This is a genomic window from Novosphingobium sp., from assembly GCF_041915465.1.
Classification (GTDB): domain Bacteria; phylum Pseudomonadota; class Alphaproteobacteria; order Sphingomonadales; family Sphingomonadaceae; genus Novosphingobium.
Window position 1 is genome coordinate 1 of record NZ_JAYSBK010000065.1, and the last position, 16,658, is coordinate 16,658.

The 16,658-nt window shown below is 66.6% G+C and carries 14 protein-coding genes and 1 pseudogene; 7 read left to right on the forward strand and 8 right to left on the reverse strand.

Annotated features, from left to right (window positions below; genetic code table 11):
- Positions 1-72: 72 nt before the first annotated feature.
- On the forward strand, positions 73-375 hold the full coding sequence (locus tag ACE3SN_RS11460; RefSeq protein WP_374530122.1) for a polyhydroxyalkanoic acid system family protein: 303 nt from the start codon (positions 73-75) through the stop codon (positions 373-375).
- Between the two features lie 2 nt (positions 376-377).
- On the opposite strand, the gene ACE3SN_RS11465 is transcribed toward ACE3SN_RS11460, so the two are convergent.
- Positions 378-806 (reverse strand): DUF2721 domain-containing protein, encoded by a 429-nt coding sequence (locus tag ACE3SN_RS11465; RefSeq protein ID WP_374530124.1) that lies wholly within the window; start codon positions 804-806, stop codon positions 378-380.
- A gap of 71 nt (positions 807-877) precedes the next feature.
- Between ACE3SN_RS11465 and ACE3SN_RS11470 the strand changes: the two genes are divergently transcribed.
- Positions 878-1,426: a lipocalin family protein gene (locus ACE3SN_RS11470; protein WP_374530126.1), complete on the forward strand. Its 549-nt coding sequence runs from the start codon at positions 878-880 to the stop codon at positions 1,424-1,426.
- Here ACE3SN_RS11470 and acs read toward each other — a convergent pair whose 3' ends face one another.
- The 7 genes from acs to ACE3SN_RS11505 form a co-directional block, all read right to left on the reverse strand.
- A complete protein-coding gene (gene acs, locus ACE3SN_RS11475; protein ID WP_374530128.1) occupies positions 1,427-3,355 on the reverse strand; it encodes an acetate--CoA ligase in 1,929 nt (642 codons plus the stop codon).
- 57 nt (positions 3,356-3,412) lie between these two features.
- Positions 3,413-4,135: a TonB family protein gene (locus tag ACE3SN_RS11480; protein ID WP_374530130.1), complete on the reverse strand. Its 723-nt coding sequence runs from the start codon at positions 4,133-4,135 to the stop codon at positions 3,413-3,415.
- 4 nt (positions 4,136-4,139) lie between these two features.
- A complete protein-coding gene (locus ACE3SN_RS11485; protein ID WP_374530132.1) occupies positions 4,140-5,342 on the reverse strand; it encodes an efflux RND transporter periplasmic adaptor subunit in 1,203 nt (400 codons plus the stop codon).
- A gap of 2 nt (positions 5,343-5,344) precedes the next feature.
- Positions 5,345-7,705: an FtsX-like permease family protein gene (locus tag ACE3SN_RS11490; RefSeq protein WP_374530136.1), complete on the reverse strand. Its 2,361-nt coding sequence runs from the start codon at positions 7,703-7,705 to the stop codon at positions 5,345-5,347.
- Positions 7,702-8,415, reverse strand: a complete 714-nt coding sequence (locus ACE3SN_RS11495) for an ABC transporter ATP-binding protein (RefSeq protein WP_374530138.1) — start codon at positions 8,413-8,415, stop codon at positions 7,702-7,704. The genes ACE3SN_RS11490 and ACE3SN_RS11495 overlap by 4 nt, the downstream gene beginning before the upstream one ends.
- On the reverse strand, positions 8,415-10,019 hold the full coding sequence (locus ACE3SN_RS11500) for an MBL fold metallo-hydrolase (RefSeq protein WP_374530140.1): 1,605 nt from the start codon (positions 10,017-10,019) through the stop codon (positions 8,415-8,417). Before ACE3SN_RS11500 ends, ACE3SN_RS11495 begins: the two co-directional genes overlap by 1 nt.
- A 74-nt stretch (positions 10,020-10,093) precedes the next feature.
- A complete protein-coding gene (locus tag ACE3SN_RS11505; RefSeq protein ID WP_374530142.1) occupies positions 10,094-11,407 on the reverse strand; it encodes an aspartate aminotransferase family protein in 1,314 nt (437 codons plus the stop codon).
- 253 nt (positions 11,408-11,660) lie between these two features.
- On the opposite strand from ACE3SN_RS11505, the gene ACE3SN_RS11510 reads away from it, so the two are divergent.
- The 5 genes and pseudogenes from ACE3SN_RS11510 to ACE3SN_RS11530 form a co-directional block, all read left to right on the forward strand.
- The gene (locus ACE3SN_RS11510; RefSeq protein WP_374530144.1) at positions 11,661-12,368 is read left to right on the forward strand and encodes a TorF family putative porin; all 708 of its coding nucleotides are present in this window, start codon (positions 11,661-11,663) and stop codon (positions 12,366-12,368) included.
- A 50-nt stretch (positions 12,369-12,418) separates the two neighbouring features.
- A complete protein-coding gene (locus ACE3SN_RS11515; RefSeq protein ID WP_374530146.1) occupies positions 12,419-13,780 on the forward strand; it encodes a glutamine synthetase family protein in 1,362 nt (453 codons plus the stop codon).
- 3 nt (positions 13,781-13,783) lie between these two features.
- Positions 13,784-15,055, forward strand: a complete 1,272-nt coding sequence (locus ACE3SN_RS11520; protein ID WP_374530148.1) for an NAD(P)/FAD-dependent oxidoreductase — start codon at positions 13,784-13,786, stop codon at positions 15,053-15,055.
- Positions 15,056-15,068: 13 nt separating this feature from the next.
- Complete coding sequence (locus ACE3SN_RS11525) at positions 15,069-16,415, forward strand: aspartate aminotransferase family protein (RefSeq protein WP_374530149.1); 1,347 nt, start codon at positions 15,069-15,071, stop codon at positions 16,413-16,415.
- A gap of 4 nt (positions 16,416-16,419) precedes the next feature.
- Positions 16,420-16,658: pseudogene (locus ACE3SN_RS11530) on the forward strand (glutamine synthetase); the annotation flags it as partial.

Below are 16,658 nucleotides of genomic sequence, written 5' to 3' on the forward strand. Positions count from 1 at the left end.
TCTGGCGATCAAGACCCGCTACCTCGATTACAAATATGGCGATGCCATGGACGCTGCCGAAGGACACCAGTGATGCGCATGACCTTTCCCCACAGCCTTGGCCGCGAGGAAGTGCGGCGCCGCGTGCGCGAGCATGAGGGCGAGATTGCCCAGATCGCCCCGGCGGGCATGGCCGAAGTCACCACCAGCTGGCCTTCGGAAGACAAGATGGCGCTGTCGGTGACAGCCATGGGCAAGACCATCGAAGGCTGCGTCGACATTTCGGACGATGCCCTCGCCTTCGAATTCGACCTGCCGATGGCACTGTCCTTCGTAGGGCCGATGATCCGCTCGGCGATCGAGCCCAAGGCAAAAAAGCTGCTCGGCCAGGCCTGAGCCTAGCCCTCCAGGTATTCGCGCGGAATTCTGAGCTGCTCGGCGGCGATCTGTGTCTCGCGCAGGAACAGCACCAGCGCGACCATCAACAGCGCAATCGCCAAGAGGAACGTACCCGCCGCGAGGCGTTGCAGGTTCATCGCGAACAGTTCCTCGCAGAACAGCACCGCCACGGTCGTCCCGATCGAAAGGCCGCTGACCACCAGCAGGCGCATCGCCCGGGTAACCAGAGTGATCCGTTGATCGATCATGCGGATTTCGGTCACGACCATATCGTGCTCCGGCCCTTCGGTCGCAACGTGGCGGTCCTGCAAGGCCCGCGCCCGGTCAACCACGCGGCCCAGCCGGGTCGACAGCAGGTTGAGGATGTTGCCCATCGCCACCAGCACGAACACCGGGGCAAGGGCGAGTTGGATGGTCTGTGCGATCATGGGGCTGGATTATCGGCCAAGCGTTCCCAAATACAAGTGGTTGCCGCCGCCAGCTGAAGGACCACGACATCATGCCAAGATCGCTTTCAAAGCTTGCCATCATTGCGCTTGGCGCGCTCGTTCTGGGCGGATGCGCGGCAGTGTTCGACAAGCACCCGGTGGGCAACCGGGCAGTGCCGCAGCCGGCCAAGCCGGTCGAACTGCAACGCTATCTTGGCCGCTGGTACGAACTGGCCCGCTATGAACAGGGTTTCCAGAAGGGCTGCGAGGGTGTGACCGCCGACTATGCCTTGCGCGAGGACGGGACGATTTCCGTGCTGAACAGCTGCCGCAAACCCAACGGCAAGGTGACGCAGGCCAAGGGCAAGGCAAAAGTCGTCGACACCGCCACCGGGGCCAAGCTGAAGGTCAGCTTCTTCGGCCCATTCTATGGCAATTACTGGGTGCTCGACCGCGCCGACGACTATTCTTGGGCCATCATTGGCGAGCCTTCGGGCCGCTACCTGTGGATCCTCTCGCGCGAGGCGAACCCCGGCGAGGCGGCGGTCGAAGCCCTGATCGCGCGGACCCGCGCGCTGGGTTACGACACCACCATGCTGCGCCGCACCCAGCAGCCCTGATCAGCGCCCGCTGGTCAGCAGCGTATCGACTACGCTCGGATCGGCGAGCGTCGAGGTATCGCCCAGGTTCGAGACGTCCCCTTCGGCGATCTTGCGCAGGATGCGGCGCATGATCTTGCCCGAGCGGGTCTTGGGCAGGCCGGGGGCGAAGTGGATCACGTCCGGCGTGGCGATCGGGCCGATTTCCTTGCGCACCCATTGGACGAGCTCCTTGCGCACCTCCTCGCTGCCCTCCTCGCCGACGTTGAGCGTGACATAGGCATAGATGCCCTGCCCCTTGATCTCGTGCGGCATGCCCACCACGGCGGCTTCGGCCACCTTGGTGTGGGCGACCAGCGCGCTTTCGACCTCGGCGGTGCCCATGCGGTGGCCCGAGACGTTGATCACGTCATCGACGCGGCCGGTGATCCAGTAATAGCCATCCTCGTCTCGGCGGCAGCCGTCGCCGGTGAAATACTTGCCGCGATAGGTGGTGAAATAGGTCTGGAAGAAGCGTTCGTGATCGCCCCAGACGGTGCGCATTTGCCCGGGCCAGCTTTGCGTGATGCACAGGTTCCCTTCCGCCGCGCCTTCCAGCACCGCGCCCTCGGCATCGACCAACTGCGGCACCACGCCGAACATCGGCTTGGAAGCTGAACCCGGCTTGAGGTCGGTCGCGCCGGGCAGCGGCGTGATCATCGCCCCGCCGGTTTCGGTCTGCCACCAGGTATCGACGATCGGGCAGCGCTCATCGCCGACCACGCGCCAGTACCATTCCCAGGCCTCCGGATTGATCGGCTCGCCGACCGAGCCGAGCAGGCGCAGGCTCTTGCGGCTGGTTTTCTTCACCCATTCATCGCCCTCGCGCATCAGCGCGCGCAGCGCCGTGGGGGCGCCGTAGAAGATGTTGACGCCGTGCCGATCGACGATTTCCCAGAACCGGCTGTGATCGGGATAGTTCGGCACGCCTTCAAACATCACGGTCGTCGCGCCATTGGCGAGCGGGCCGTAGACGACATAGCTGTGCCCCGTGACCCAACCCACGTCGGCCGCGCACCAGTAGATTTCGCCGGGGCGGTAATCGAACACGTAATGGTGCGTCATCGCCGCCCAGGTGAGATAGCCGCCGGTGGTGTGCAGCACGCCCTTGGGCTTGCCGGTGGAACCGGAGGTGTAGAGGATGAACAGCGGATCTTCCGCGTTCATTTCCTCGTACGGGCAGTCGGCGGAAACGGTCTGCTTGGCCTCGTCCCACCAGTGATCGCGGCCCGCGGCCATGGTCACGGCATTGCCGACATGGCGCACCACCAGCACCGCCTCAACCGAGGGGCAGTGATCAAGCGCGGCATCGACATTGGCCTTCAGCGGCACCTGCTTGCCCCCGCGCATCCCGGCGTCGGCAGTGATGACGATATTGCTGTCACAGTCCTGGATGCGGCCCGCCAGCGCCTCGGGGCTGAAGCCGCCGAACACGATCGAGTGGATCGCCCCGATCCGGGTGCAGGCCAGCATCGCCACCGCCGCTTCGGGGATCATCGGCAGGTAGATGGTGATCCGCTGCCCCTTCTTCGCGCCGAGGTCTTTCAGCACGTTGGCCATGCGGCACACTTCGGCGTGGAGCTGGCGATAGGTCAGGCGGCGCTGGTGCTCGCTGTCATCGCCTTCCCAGATGATCGCGGTCGTCTCGCCGTTTTCGGCAAGGTGGCGGTCAAGGCAGTTGGCCGAAACGTTGAGCGTGCCGTCGGAAAACCATTCGATCCCGAAATCGGCTTCGTCATAGCTGCACTGGCTGAGCTTGGTCCACGGCTTGATCCAGTCCAGCCGGGCGCTCTCTTCGCGCCAGAACGCCTCGGGCTGTTCGAGCGAACGGCGGTACATCTCGGCATAGCGGCCCGCGTTGACATAAGCGCGAGCGGCCCATTCGGCGGGGACGGGATGATTGGTGGCCATTGCAGGTTCTCTCCGGGATTCGTTTGCCCGGCAGTTAGAAGCGCAGCCGTGCGAAGGTCAATAAAACCAGCGCTGCTGCCAGCCATAAACCGACGCTACAGGGTTGCCCTGTGTATCGGTTGCGGGACGGAAGCGGAACCGCTCGACCGCGAGACGGCAGGTCAGCGCATCGGCTTCCGGGTCGGGACTGCGGCGCACCACCCGGCAGCCGGTTGGCTTGCCATCGGCGCCGACAGTGATCGCGATGGTCACCGAATTGCCCAGTCGGAGCGCGCGGTTCGCCTTATTGTAATCCTTCTCGGCAATCGTCCCCGAAATCTTCTCGGCCTTGCGGGTAAGGCCGCCGCCTTGTCCGTTGCCGTCATTGCCGTTGCCCGTTCCAAGACCCGCACCGGCGGCGCCCGTCCCCTCGCCCACGTCCTTCGCGCCAGAGCTGTTGGCATCGCCGGTTCTGGCAGCGCGCGGCGCGGGTTTGGCAGCGATCGGAACCTTTGGTGGCGGCGCATTCTCGGCGCGGGCCACGGCCTTGCGCCCCGCTTCGCCAGCGGCGCCGGCGGCGTCGATCTCTTTTGCGGGTTCCGGCTGCGGCGGGGGCGTGGTGACCGTGACGGAAAAGGTCGAAACCACCGCCTTCATCGCCTGCTCGGCAAACTGCGGCGCAAAAGCGCGAACCAGCCCGAACACGACCACGATCTGGAGCAGCGCCGCACCGACGAACGCGGCAAGGCGCGTGCGGCGCGGGGTTCGCAGCAACTGGTCCTGATCGTCGCCCGCTTGCATCGCTTCAGCTTGCCGCCTTCACCTTCACGCCGTCCTTCACCTTGTCGCCGGGGTGGAGGATCACCTTGTCGCCCGCAGAGAGGCCGCCCAGCACTTCGCCGTATTCATCGCTCATGTGCCCGACCTTGACCTGAACCATCCGCGCCTTGCCGTTCGCTCCCACGACAAAGGCCGCCCAGTTCGCGCCTTGCCGGAACAGCGCGCCCACCGGCACGCGCAGCACATCGGGCGCAGACCACAGCGCGACCCGCACGATCACGCGGTAGCCGTGGCCAAGGCTGCCCCAGCTGGCGCGCGGATCGGTAAGGTCCACCACCACGTTGACACGCTGTTCCTCGACACCAAGCGCGGAAATCTTGGTGAAGCCGAAAGGTTCCACCAGCCGCACCTTGCCTTTCAGCGGCGCATCGCCGCCCCAGCCATCGACGATTACCTCCGCGCCCGGTTTGACCCGCACCGCATCGGCCGACAGCATATCGGAGACGATCTCGAGATCGGCCGGATCGCCGATCTCGACCAGCGCGGTCCCGGCCACCACGGCGCGGTCGCTTTCCTGCAGCACGCGCAGCACCGATCCCGAAACCGGGGCGATCACCCGCACCACCTGCCCCTTGGGCACGGCGGCGGTGGTGGCAAGACTGGCGCGCGCCGCCTGCAGGCTGTGCTGCGCGGCATTCTGTGCCTGCACCGCCGCCGCACTCGCTGCACGGCTGCGGGCGAGCTCGGCCTTGGCGGCATCGTGCTGCGCCTTGGAAACGAAGCCCTTGCCCAACAGCGCATCGGCGCGCGCGAAGTTCGATCGGGCGAGCTGTTCGGCCGCGCGCGCTTCCTGCACCTGAGCGGACGCGGCGGCGACCTGTGCTTCGAGCGCGGCAATATTCGCGGTCGTCTGGGCATAGGACCGGGCATCGACCGGACTGGGTGCGACCGGCTGAATCTCGGCCAGCACCTCGCCCGCCTTCACCTGCGCCCCCGGCTTGAAGGCCACGCGCAGCAGGTTGCCGGTCACCGGCGCACTGACGGCATAGAGGTTGTGAATCCGCGTTTCGCCAAGGTCATCGGCAGTCACGCGCATTTCCCCGCGCGTCACTTCGGTCATGTCGACCTCAAGCGCGGGCGTGCGCAGCATGAACCAGACCGTCAGCGCCGCCGCGATCAGGATCGCGATGCCGATAATCCGTTGTCCGGTGAAGCGTTTGGCCTGCATGGTCACTCCCGAGTCTTCAAGGCTCTTATCAGATCGAGCCGGTCCGCGCTGCGGCGGATCAGCCAGGTCGTGGCGGCGCTGGCGAAGGCGACCACCACCACCCCTTCGGCCAGCGTGCGCGCGCTGACCGCATAGGGGATCATGAACATATCGGACGAAAACGAGGCCGCGATATAGCGCGACAGCGCCATGCCCAGCCCCAGCCCCAGCGGCAGCGCGGCGAGCGTGAGCAGCGCCTGTTCGCCCACCAGCACGAAGCCCGCCTCGACCTTGCGGAAGCCCAACACCCGCATCGAGGCAAGATCGCGCGCGCGTTCGGACAGGCTGATCCGCGCCCCGGTATAGGAAACGCCCGCCACGATCAGCATTGCGAAGATCGTGTTGAACAGGGTGACGATCCCCATGTTCTGCGCCACGGTTTCGCGGATGCCGCGCACCGCCGCCTCGGCCACGTTGACGGCTGCGACCATCGGCGTGCGCTTGAGCGCGGCATAGAGCGCGCCCGACTGCGCCGGATCGGCCAGCAGGTAGGCTCCGCTCGCCACATCGCCTTCGCGCAGGTGCCGGGCCAGCGCGCCGCGCTCCACCACTACGGACGCGCCCAGCGGCACGTCGATCACCTGCACCACGGGCAGGGAAAAGCGCTGGCGCTCGCCCTCGGTCACGGCCACGTCGATCCGATCGCCCACGTTGAGGTCCAGCTTGCGGGCAAGCTGGCTGGACACGATCGCGCCTTCGCGCGGGGGCTGGATCACCTGATCGTCCAGCGTCACCATCCGCATCAGGTCCGCACCCTGCGGCAGGCCAAGCAGGGCCTCGCGCTCGTGATAGGGTCCATGGCTGAGCTCGGCGGCGACGCTGCGATAGGTTTCAACCTTTTGCACCCCCGGCAGGCTCTCAAGCTCGCGCACCACGTGGCCATCGCGCGGTTCGGCAAAGGCCACGGCAAGGTCCGCGCGCTGGCCGCGTTCGAATGCGAGCGCGATCATCTTGTCGACATTGTCGGTCGAACTGGCCGAGGCAACATAGAGCGCCAGCGCCATGGCCAGCCCCAGCACGCTGGCGGCGGAGCGCAGCGGGCGGCGCACGAAGCCGCGTAGGATCATCCGGCTCGGTTCGTCGGGAAACAGCCGCACAAACCGGTCCCCCACTCCGCGCGAGGAAAAGCGCGCCGGGGCGGGCGGGCGCATCGCCTCGGCCGGGGCGAGCCGCTGGGCGCGCCACACCGCGCTCGCCGCGCCCGCCAGCACCGCCAGCAACGCGAGCGCCGCCGCGCCGAAATAGATGTCGGCCCCGGCGACGAAGTTCAGGAACGGGAAGACGAAATAGTCCTGATACATCGCGGTCATCCCGCGCCCCATCCACGCCCCCAGCACCCAACCCGCCAGCACGCCGCCAGCCGATAGCAGCAGCGCAAGGCTGGCATAGTGGCGCATGATCGCCCCGCTGCGATAACCGAATGCCTTGAGCAGGCCGATCACCTCGCGCTCGGTATCGACCAGCCGGGCAAGCAGGATGTTGAGCAGGAAGGCCGCCACGCCCAGGAAGATCGGCGGGAGGATTTCCACCGTGGTCTTCAATTGGTCGACCTCGTTGGTCAGGAACCGGTCAGAGGTCTGCAAATCGCGTCCATAGGCCCCGGTCGGTCCGTAATGCGAGCTGGCGTTGTCGATCCGGCGGATTGCCTCTTCAACAGAGGTTCCGGGGGTGAGCCGCACCACCGCCTCGTTGAAGCCGCCGCGCATATCGAGCAGCCCGGCGAGCGGCTTGCGCGCCATCCAGACGATCCCGAAGCGGCGGTTGTCGGGAAAGATCTGCCCCGGCGCGACCGCATAGACATATTCGGGCGACAGCGCGGTGCCGACGATCTTGAGGTCGATCCGCTTGCCATAGACCAGCGCGGGCAGGGTATCGCCCAGCGAGAGCCGCGCGGCGCGGGCGAACATCTCGCTTACCACCACTTCGTTGCCGCGCCCTTCCTGCGGCATCCGGCCCGAGCGCAGCACCAGCCGATTGATCGAGACCGGCAGCGAATGGAGCCGCGCCGAGGCCGGTTCGGCGACGCCGGGAATATCGAGCGTCGCCGCAGCAGTCACCCGCGTTTCCAGCGCCGCAATCCCCGGCAGCCGGGCCAGCTCGCGCCCCAGACTATCGGGTGCGCGGCGCAGCGGCACCCAGGCATCGGCCAGGGCATAACGGTCGTAATAGGCGGTGCGCGTCGCCTCCAGCGAACGCATCATGCCATAGGAGGCGACCACCATGCCCACCCCCGCCGCCATGACCAGCGCGATGGCCAGCGCCTGGGCACGCAGCCGCCAGACGTCGCGCAGCAGCTTGACCGTCAGCGGCGGAAGCTTGCTCACCACTCCAGCCCGGTCGCGGACCGCCGCACGGGGTTGCGGCCGTGGCTGGCGATCGCGCCATCGGCAAAGCGCACCACCTCGTCGGCCATTTCGGCAATCACGGCATTGTGGGTGATGATGAAGACCGTCGTCCCGACCTCGCGGTTGATCGTTTCGAGCGCGGTGAGAACACGGATCCCGGTCTTGCTGTCAAGCGCGCCAGTCGGCTCGTCGCAGAGCAGCACCTGCGGGCGCTTGGCAATGGCGCGGGCGATGGCGACGCGCTGCTGCTCGCCGCCCGAAAGCTGCGCCGGAAAGTGATCGAGCCGGTCCTCCAGCCCCACCAGCGCCAGCGCCTCTTCCGGGGTCATCGGGTCTTCGGCGATGTCGGTGATCAGCTGCACATTCTCGCGCGCGGTCAATGAGGCGATCAGGTTGTAGAACTGGAACACGAAGCCGATCGAGCGGCGGCGGTATTCGGTAAGGCCGTCCTCATCGAGCGCGGTCAGTTCCAAATCCTCGAACCAGGCCTGCCCCGATGTCGCCCGGTCCAGCCCGCCAAGGATATTGAGCAGGGTGGACTTGCCCGATCCCGACGGGCCGAGCAGCACCAGCAGTTCCCCGGCGTGGACCGTCAGGTCCACCCCGCGCAGCGCGTGGACAGCGGCAGGCCCTTCGCCATAGGACTTGGTCAGACCGGCCGTGCGGTAGATGACCCGGCCTTCGTCCACTAGTGCCGCCCCCGGCCTTTGTGATCGGCACGAAAGCGGGTGTAGCTGTCGAGCACCTTGCGCATTTCGGCAATCGCGCGTTCGCGTTCGCGCTGGTCGTCGATCCGCGACAGGTCGCGCTTCAGGCCGGTGACGAATTCGGCATAGGAGTTCTGCCAGTCATGCCCGAGCGCGCGGGTCAGGTCGCTGCGCCCGGTCTTCAGCCGGCGCGCAGGCGCGCCGGGCGGCAGGGCATAGGTCTCGCCAATCTCGGGCGTCGCGATATTGGTGCCCGGCACGCGGTTCGCCGCCATGCCGCGCAGCGTATCGAGCGCGCCCTGTTCGCCGTGGACCAGGAACAGCGTGCCGCCGATCGGCGCGCGCGCGGCGATCCAGTCGAGCAGCTCGCCCTGATCGGCATGGGCGGAATAGCTGTCGATCCGGCGGATCGCGGCGCGCACGATCACGTCCTCGCCCGAAATGCGCACCCGGCCCGCCCCTTCCAGGATCACCCGGCCCAGCGTGCCTTCGGCCTGATAGCCGACGAACAGCACCGTGGATTCGCGCTTGTGCAGGTTGTGGATCAGGTGGTGGCGGATGCGCCCGGCCTCGCACATTCCCGATGCCGCCATGATGATCGCGCCCGAGACGGAGTTCAGCCGGATCGATTCCGCTACGCTCTCGGTAAAATGGAAATTGGGGCAGTTGAAAGTGCAGTCCGGATCGACGTCTTCCAGTTCGTCCGCATGACGCGCGAAGACCTTGGTTGCCCGGCTGGCGAGCGGACTGTCGATGAACACCGGCACGTCGGGAATGGCCTTGGCGCGGATCAATTCGGCAATGTCGAGCAGCAGTTCCTGCGTGCGTTCCAGCGCAAAGGTCGGGATCACGAGGTTGCCGCCGCGTGACAGCGCCCCGCGAATTTCCGCCTCGAGCAGCTTGCGCCGCATTTCAATCGTCACGGGTTCGCGCTCACGGTCGCCATAGGTGCTTTCGCAAAGCACGTGGTCGAACCCGGCAGGCCCTTCGGGATCGGGATGGAACGCCTTGTTTTCCGGCCCGAGGTCGCCCGAGCACAGCACGTGGGTGCCGCCGGCCTGCAGTTCGGCGGAAGCGGAACCCAGGATGTGTCCGGCATTCCAGAACCGCGCGCGGAAACCGGGGGCGGGTTCGAACCACTCTTCGTATTCGACCGAAGCGCATTGGCCCCAGGCGGCCAGCGCATCGGCCTCGGTATAGAGCGGGGCGAACTCCTCCTCGCCTGCGCGGTCGCGGCGGCGGTTGCGGCGCTGGGTATCGGCTTCCTGGATGCGGCCCGCATCGGCCAGCATGTATTCAAGCAGGTCGGCGGTCGGCTGGGTGCACCAGATACGCCCGGTAAAGCCTTCGGCCACAAGGCGCGGCAGCAGGCCCGAATGGTCGATGTGGGCATGGGTCAGCACCACGGCATCGACCTTGCGCGGATCGAACCCGAAGGCGCCCTGGTTGAGCCCTTCCAAGGTGCGCGAACCCTGGAACATTCCGCAGTCGACCAGCACGCGCGATCCGCCGCAGACGAATTCGTGGCACGATCCCGTCACGGTGCGCGCCGCGCCGTGCAGGGTAAGGGTCAGTTCGCTGGTCATTTCCGCTATCTCCCACACCCTTTTGCCGCACGCCTTGACCTGCCGCAATCGGTTGGTGGGAAAAGCGCCGCGCCTCAGTCGATCTGCGCCAGGATTTCCCCGATCCGGCCAAAGATCTCGTCGATATGGCTCTTTTCGAGAATCAGCGGCGGCGACAGAGCGATGATATCGCCCGTCACGCGGATCAGCAGGCCGGAATCGAACGCGCGGTGGAACACCTCCATCGCGCGCTTGGTCGGCGCGCCGGGGCGCGGTTCCAGTTCGATCCCGCCGATCAGGCCGAAGTTGCGGCAATCGATCACGTGGCGCGCGCCCTTCAGCGAATGAACCGCGTCGGCCCAGTAATCGCCCAGTTCGATCGCCTTTTCGAACAAACCTTCGGCGGCATAGATGTCCAGCGTGGCGATTGCGGCGGCGGCGGCCAGCGGGTGCCCGGAATAGGTATAGCCGTGGAACAATTCGATCCCCGGCGCAGCGCCGTTCACGATGGTATCGTGCACCTCGCGCCGCACCGCGACCGCGCCCATCGGCACGGCGGCATTGGTCAGCCCCTTGGCCATGGTGATGATGTCGGGCGTCACGCCCAGCCGTTCGGCCGCGGTCGCCTTGCCGACGCGGCCAAAGGCGGTGATGACCTCGTCGAAGATCAGCAGGATGTCGTGCGCGTCGCAGATCGCGCGCAGCCGCTCTAGGTAACCGACCGGCGGGACGAGCACGCCCGTCGACCCGGCGACCGGCTCGACGATCACAGCGGCGATGGTTTCCGCGCCGTGCAGCGCCACGATCCGCTCCAGGTCCTCTGCCAGATCCGCGCCGTGCGCCGGCTGGCCGCGCGTAAAGGCATTGCGGGCCGGATCGTGAGTGTGGCGCATATGATCGACACCGGTCAGCAGCGTGCCGAACTGGCGGCGGTTGCCGACGATCCCGCCCACCGAAATGCCACCGAAGCCGACCCCGTGATAGCCGCGCTCGCGCCCGATCAGCCGCGTCTTGCCGCCCATTCCGCGCGCCTTCTGGTAAGCCAGCGCGATCTTCAGCGCCGTATCGACGCTTTCCGAGCCCGAATTGGTGAAGAAGATGCGGTCGAGCCCCTCGGGCATCAGCAGCGCGAGCTTCGCGGCAGCCTCGAAGGCGGTGGGATGGGCCAGCTGGAAGGTCGGCGCAAAGTCGAGCCGTTCCGCCGCCTGCTTGATCGCCTCGATGATCGGGCGGCGGGCGTGCCCGGCATTGACGCACCACAGCCCACCCGTCGCGTCGAGCACCTGGTGCCCGGCAGCGGCGGTATAATGCATCCCTTCGGCCGCCACGAACATGCGCGGATGCTGCTTGAAGCCGCGATTGTCGGTAAACGGCATCCAGAACGCCGAAAGATCGTTGGGTTCGTGCATCGCAAGGGGCTCCAGCTGCTAGGCCTGCAAGGTTAGCGGGATGACCGCCGGGGCGCTATTCGGATCGCGTGGCGCCGCCCTATCGGAAAAGCCGATAGCCATAGCCAAGATAAATTCCATTGGCCTTCAGTCCGGTTCAAGGCACTATGCCGGATGGTAGGAGAGGACCGGACGGAACGCGGGAGCCATGCAGCACCCGCGCACGGACCGGCCCAACCGGCCCTTCGTGGGCCAATTGAGTGAGGGAAATACCATGAACTATCGCATGCTCCTGGCTGCAGCCGTACTGCCGCTTGCAGCTATTCCGACCGCGGCCTTTGCCCAGGACGAAGCAGCCGCAGCCGGCCCGATCGACATTTCGGCTCAGGTTGGCGCCTTCAGCGACTACCGCTTCCGCGGCATCTCGCTGTCGGGCAAGGACCCCGAAGTGACCGCATCGGTGACCGTCAGCCACGAAAGCGGCCTTTATGCCAGCCTCTGGGCCTCGAACGTTGATCTGGGCAACGGCGGCGCAAAGAACGTCGAAATGGACTGGACCGCGGGCTTCACCAAGGACGTCGGCCCGGTCACGGTCGATGTCGGCGCGGTCTATTACACCTATGCCAACAACAGCGGCTTCAACTACGTCGAAGCCTATGGCTCGCTCGGCACCAAGGTTGGCCCGGCCGACGTGAAGGTTGGCGTGGCCTATGCTCCCAGCCAGAGCAACATCGGCAGCCAGGATAACCTGTACTACTACGTCTCGGGCGATGTGCCGTTCGGTGAAACCGGCTGGTCGGCCCACGGCACCTTCGGCATCGAAGACGGCGCTTTCGGCGACCACAAGAAGGACTGGAAGGTCGGCATGAGCTATGACCTCGGTTCGGGCTTCACCGCCAGCCTCGACTACGTGGACACGGCCCATGCGCTGACCCCGCTGGGCGATGCCACGGTTGTGGGCGGCCTGACCTTCGACTTCTGACAGGAGTGCGCGCCCGGGGCCACCGCGCCCCGGGCCGCAACGTGATTTGCATGACCATCGACATCGCCAGCTGGATCAAGGACCGCGGAATCAGCGAGGTGGAATGCATTGTCCCGGACATGAACGGGATTCAGCGCGGCAAGGTTCTGCCCGCGGGCAAGTTCCTCAAGAGCGTGACCGATCGCACACTGCGCATTCCGGGCAGCGTCTTCATCGTCACCGTGACCGGCGGCTATCCCGAAGATATCCAGCACATCGTGCCCGACTATGACCCGGACCTGATCCTGGTCCCCGATCCGGCAACAATCCGCGAGGCACCGGGTTACAGGACGCCCACCGCCTATGTGATCGCGGACGCCTATCACGCGTCGGGCGCGCTGTCCGGCAAGCCGGTCGACATTGCCCCGCGTCAGATCCTGAAGAAGGTGCTGGCGCTCTACGAAGCCAGGGGCTGGCAGCCCGTGATTGCGCCGGAAGCCGAATTCTACCTGGTTTCCAAGAACCTCGATTCCGACTTCCCGCTGGTACCGCCGCCGGGCCGTTCCGGCCGCGCGGAGACCGCGAGCGAGGCCTTCGGGCTCGAAGCGCTGAGCGAGTTCGAGGACATCATCGAACAGATCTATGACTGGTGCGAAAAGGCCGAACTGAACATCGACACGATGATTCACGAGGCCGGGGCCGCCCAGCTTGAAGTGAACTTCATCCACGGCGACCCGCTGACGCTGGCCGATCAGGTGCTGCTGTTCAAGCGCATCGTCCGGCAGGTTGCGCTGGAACACGGGGTCTATGCCACCTTCATGGCCAAGCCGATGGCCGACCAGCCGGGCAGCGCGATGCACATCCACCAGTCGGTGCTGAGCATGGAGACCGGGCGCAACGTCTTTTCCACCGCCAACGGCAAGGAAACAGCTCTGTTCCGCAGCCATATCGCGGGGCTGGTGCGCCTGATGCCGCAGATCCTGCCGCTGGTCGCTCCCAACGTGAACTCGTTCCGGCGGATGCGGCCCGATACCGCCGCCCCGATCAACGTCCACTGGGGCAGCGACAACCGCTCCTGCGGGTTTCGCGTGCCGATTTCGGATGCCAAGGACCGCCGCGTCGAAAATCGCCTCGCCGGGGCGGACGCCAACCCCTACCTCGCCATCGCCGCCTCGCTGATCTGCGGCTATGTCGGGATGGTGGAGCGCATGGTTCCGCCCAAGATGCTGGAGGGCAACGCCTATAACCGCGCGCGCACCCTGCCCCGCACGCTCGAGGCCGCGCTTGACCGGTTCTATCAATGCAAGCCGGTCAAGAACCTGCTGGGCGAGGAGTTCTTCGAAATCTTCTGGGCGATCAAGGACGCAGAGCTTTACGCCTACCAGTCGGTCATCAGCTCGTGGGAGCGCGAACACCTGCTGTTGAAGGTCTAGGCCGTGCAGCGCCACGCGCCGTCGCTTTACGCGGCGACAGCCAATCCGTTTCCCGGCCAGCCGCAGCTTCGCGGTGAGGAAAGCGCCGACGTGGTGGTGGTCGGCGGCGGGTTCACCGGGCTGTCGGCGGCGCTCCATGCGGCGGAAGCGGGGTATTCGGTGATCCTGCTCGAAGGCGCGCGGATCGGCTGGGGCGCTTCAGGCCGCAATGGCGGCCAACTGATCCCCGGCATGCGCTGGGGCGCGGCGGACCTTGCCGCAAAGTTCGGCGACGATAGGGCGCGCCAGCTGGTCAGCATCGCCAATTCCGCGTGCGACATGGTGCGCGGCCGGATCGCGCGGCACGGCATCGCTTGCGACCTGCGCGCCGGGCACTTTTACGCCGCCGCCAAGCCCGGCCACCTGGACGACATGCGCCGCGAACTGGAGGTGCTTGAGCGCCTGCTCGGCTATGCGAGTGCGCGGATCGTCGAGCCGGGCGAAACGCAAGCCTATGTCGCGAGCCCGCTCTACCACGGCGGCTATTTCGACGCGGCGGGCGGGCATTTCCACCCGCTCAACTACGCACTGGGACTGGCGCAAGCTGCGCTGGATGCTGGGGTGCGGATCTTCGAGGACAGCGCCGTCACCGCGATGGACCACGCCGCGCCGGTGCTTGCCATGACCGCTGAGGGCCGCGTTACCGCGCGCCACGGCGTGCTCGCCTGCGATACGCTGATGGGCACGCTCGACCCGGCGCTGGGGCGGATAACTATGCCGGTCGCCAACTACAACGTCGCCACCGCACCGCTTTCGCCCGATCGCGCCGCCGCGCTGATCCCATCGGGCGCGGCGGTTTCGGACAGCAAGTTCGTGCTCAACTACTACCGCCTCAGCGCCGAAAACCGGCTGGTGTTCGGCGGGGGCGAGAAATATTCGCCGCGCCCGCCCGCCGATGCCGCCGCCTTCGTGCGGCCCTATCTGGAGCAGGTCTTCCCGCAGCTTGCCGGGGTCAAGATCGACTATGCCTGGGGCGGGCTGGTCGGCGTGACGCTGAACCGCCTGCCGCACTTCGGGCGGATCGGGAACAGCTTCTTTGCCCACGGCTGGTCGGGCCATGGCGCGCTTCTGACCACGCTGGCGGGCAGCCTGATCGCCGAGGCGATGCAGGGCCATGCCGAAAAGTTCGACCTGTTCGCGAACCTGCCCACCCGCCCCTTCCCCGGCGGCCCGCTGCTGCGTCATCCACTCTATGTGCTGGGCATGTTGTGGTATGCGCTGAGAGACAGGCTGTAACGGGGGGCCACCGATGATCACCGACACCGCCATCGCCGCCATGTTGAAGGCCGAACAGGATCGCTATGTCGCTGCCAACCCGCGCTCGGCGGCGCTGGCGAAGGACGCGGCGCGGCACTGGCACCGGGGCGTGCCGTTCCACTGGATGCTCGATTGGGGCACGCCCTTCCCGCTGTTTGCCGAACGCGCCGAGGGGGCCGAGCTGTGGGACGTCGACGGGCATCGCTATGACGATTTCTGCCTTGGCGACACCGGCTCGATGTTCGGCCACGCCCCCGCCCCGGTCGCGGCGGCAATCGCCCGGCAGGCCAGCCGCGGATTGACCTATATGCTCCCCACCCCCGATGCCGTGGTCGTGGCGGACGAGTTGGCCGCGCGTTTCAAGCTGCCGTTCTGGCAGGTCACTTCCAGCGCGAGCGAGGCGAACCGCGCGGTGATCCGCTGGTGCCGGGGGATTACCGGTCGCAAGAAGATCCTGGTCTTCAATGGCTGCTATCACGGCGCAGTGGACGATGTGTTCGTCGACCTGCGCGATGGCCTGCCCGAACTGCGCCGCAGCCTGGTCGGCCAAGTCTATGACGTGCGCGAACATACGGTGGTGATCGAGTTCAACGATCTGCCCGCGCTCGAAGCCGCGCTCGAAGGCGGAGACATCGCAGCCGTGCTGACCGAACCGGCGCTGACCAATGTCGGCATGGTCTTGCCCGATCCGGGCTATCTCGAGGCGATGCGCGCGCTCTGCAGCCGCTATGGCACGCTGCTGGTGTTTGACGAGACGCACACGATCTCCACCGGCTATGGCGGCCACACCGCCGCGCACGGACCGCTGCCCGACCTGTTCGTGCTGGGCAAACCGGTGGCGGGCGGCGTCCCCTGCGCGGTCTATGGCTTCAGCGAAGTGGTCGCGCGGCGGATGGAGCGAGCCCGCGCGGAAGGGGAAACCGGCCATTCCGGGATCGGCACCACGCTGTCGGCCAACGCGCTTGCCCTCGCCGCGATGCGCGCCTGCCTGACCGAGGTGATGACGCCCGCCGCCTATGCCCACATGCTGCCGCTGGCCGAGGAACTGGCCGCATCCCTGCGCGCAGTGATCGCGGCCAACGGGCTTGACTGGCACGTCACCCACGTCGGCTCGCGCGGAGAGTTCATCTGCTCGGCCAAGGCCCCGCGCAACGGGACCGAGGCCCGCGCCGCGATGGCCGGACCGCTCGAACACGCGCTGCACCTGTTCCTCATCAACCGCGGCGTGCTGATCGCGCCGTTCCACAACATGACCCTTGTCAGCCCCGCGACCACGCGCGCGCAGGTTGACCGTCTGGCGCAAGTGCTCGACGATTGCCTCAAGACCCTGATCGGATGACTCTATGACCCAGCCGCCCTACAGTTCGAACCACCGCGCCACTCTGGAAGAAGCGCAGGCATTCTTCGCCGCGAACCCGGATATCGACGCGATCGACATCATCTTCACCAACATGTGCGGCGTGCCGCGCGGCAAGCGGCTGCGCCAGCACGAGGTGCTGGCGGTTTACGAGAGCGGGCGGTTCCTGCCCGGATCGGTGCTGGTGGTCGACATCACCGGGCGCGATTGCGAGGAAACGGGCCT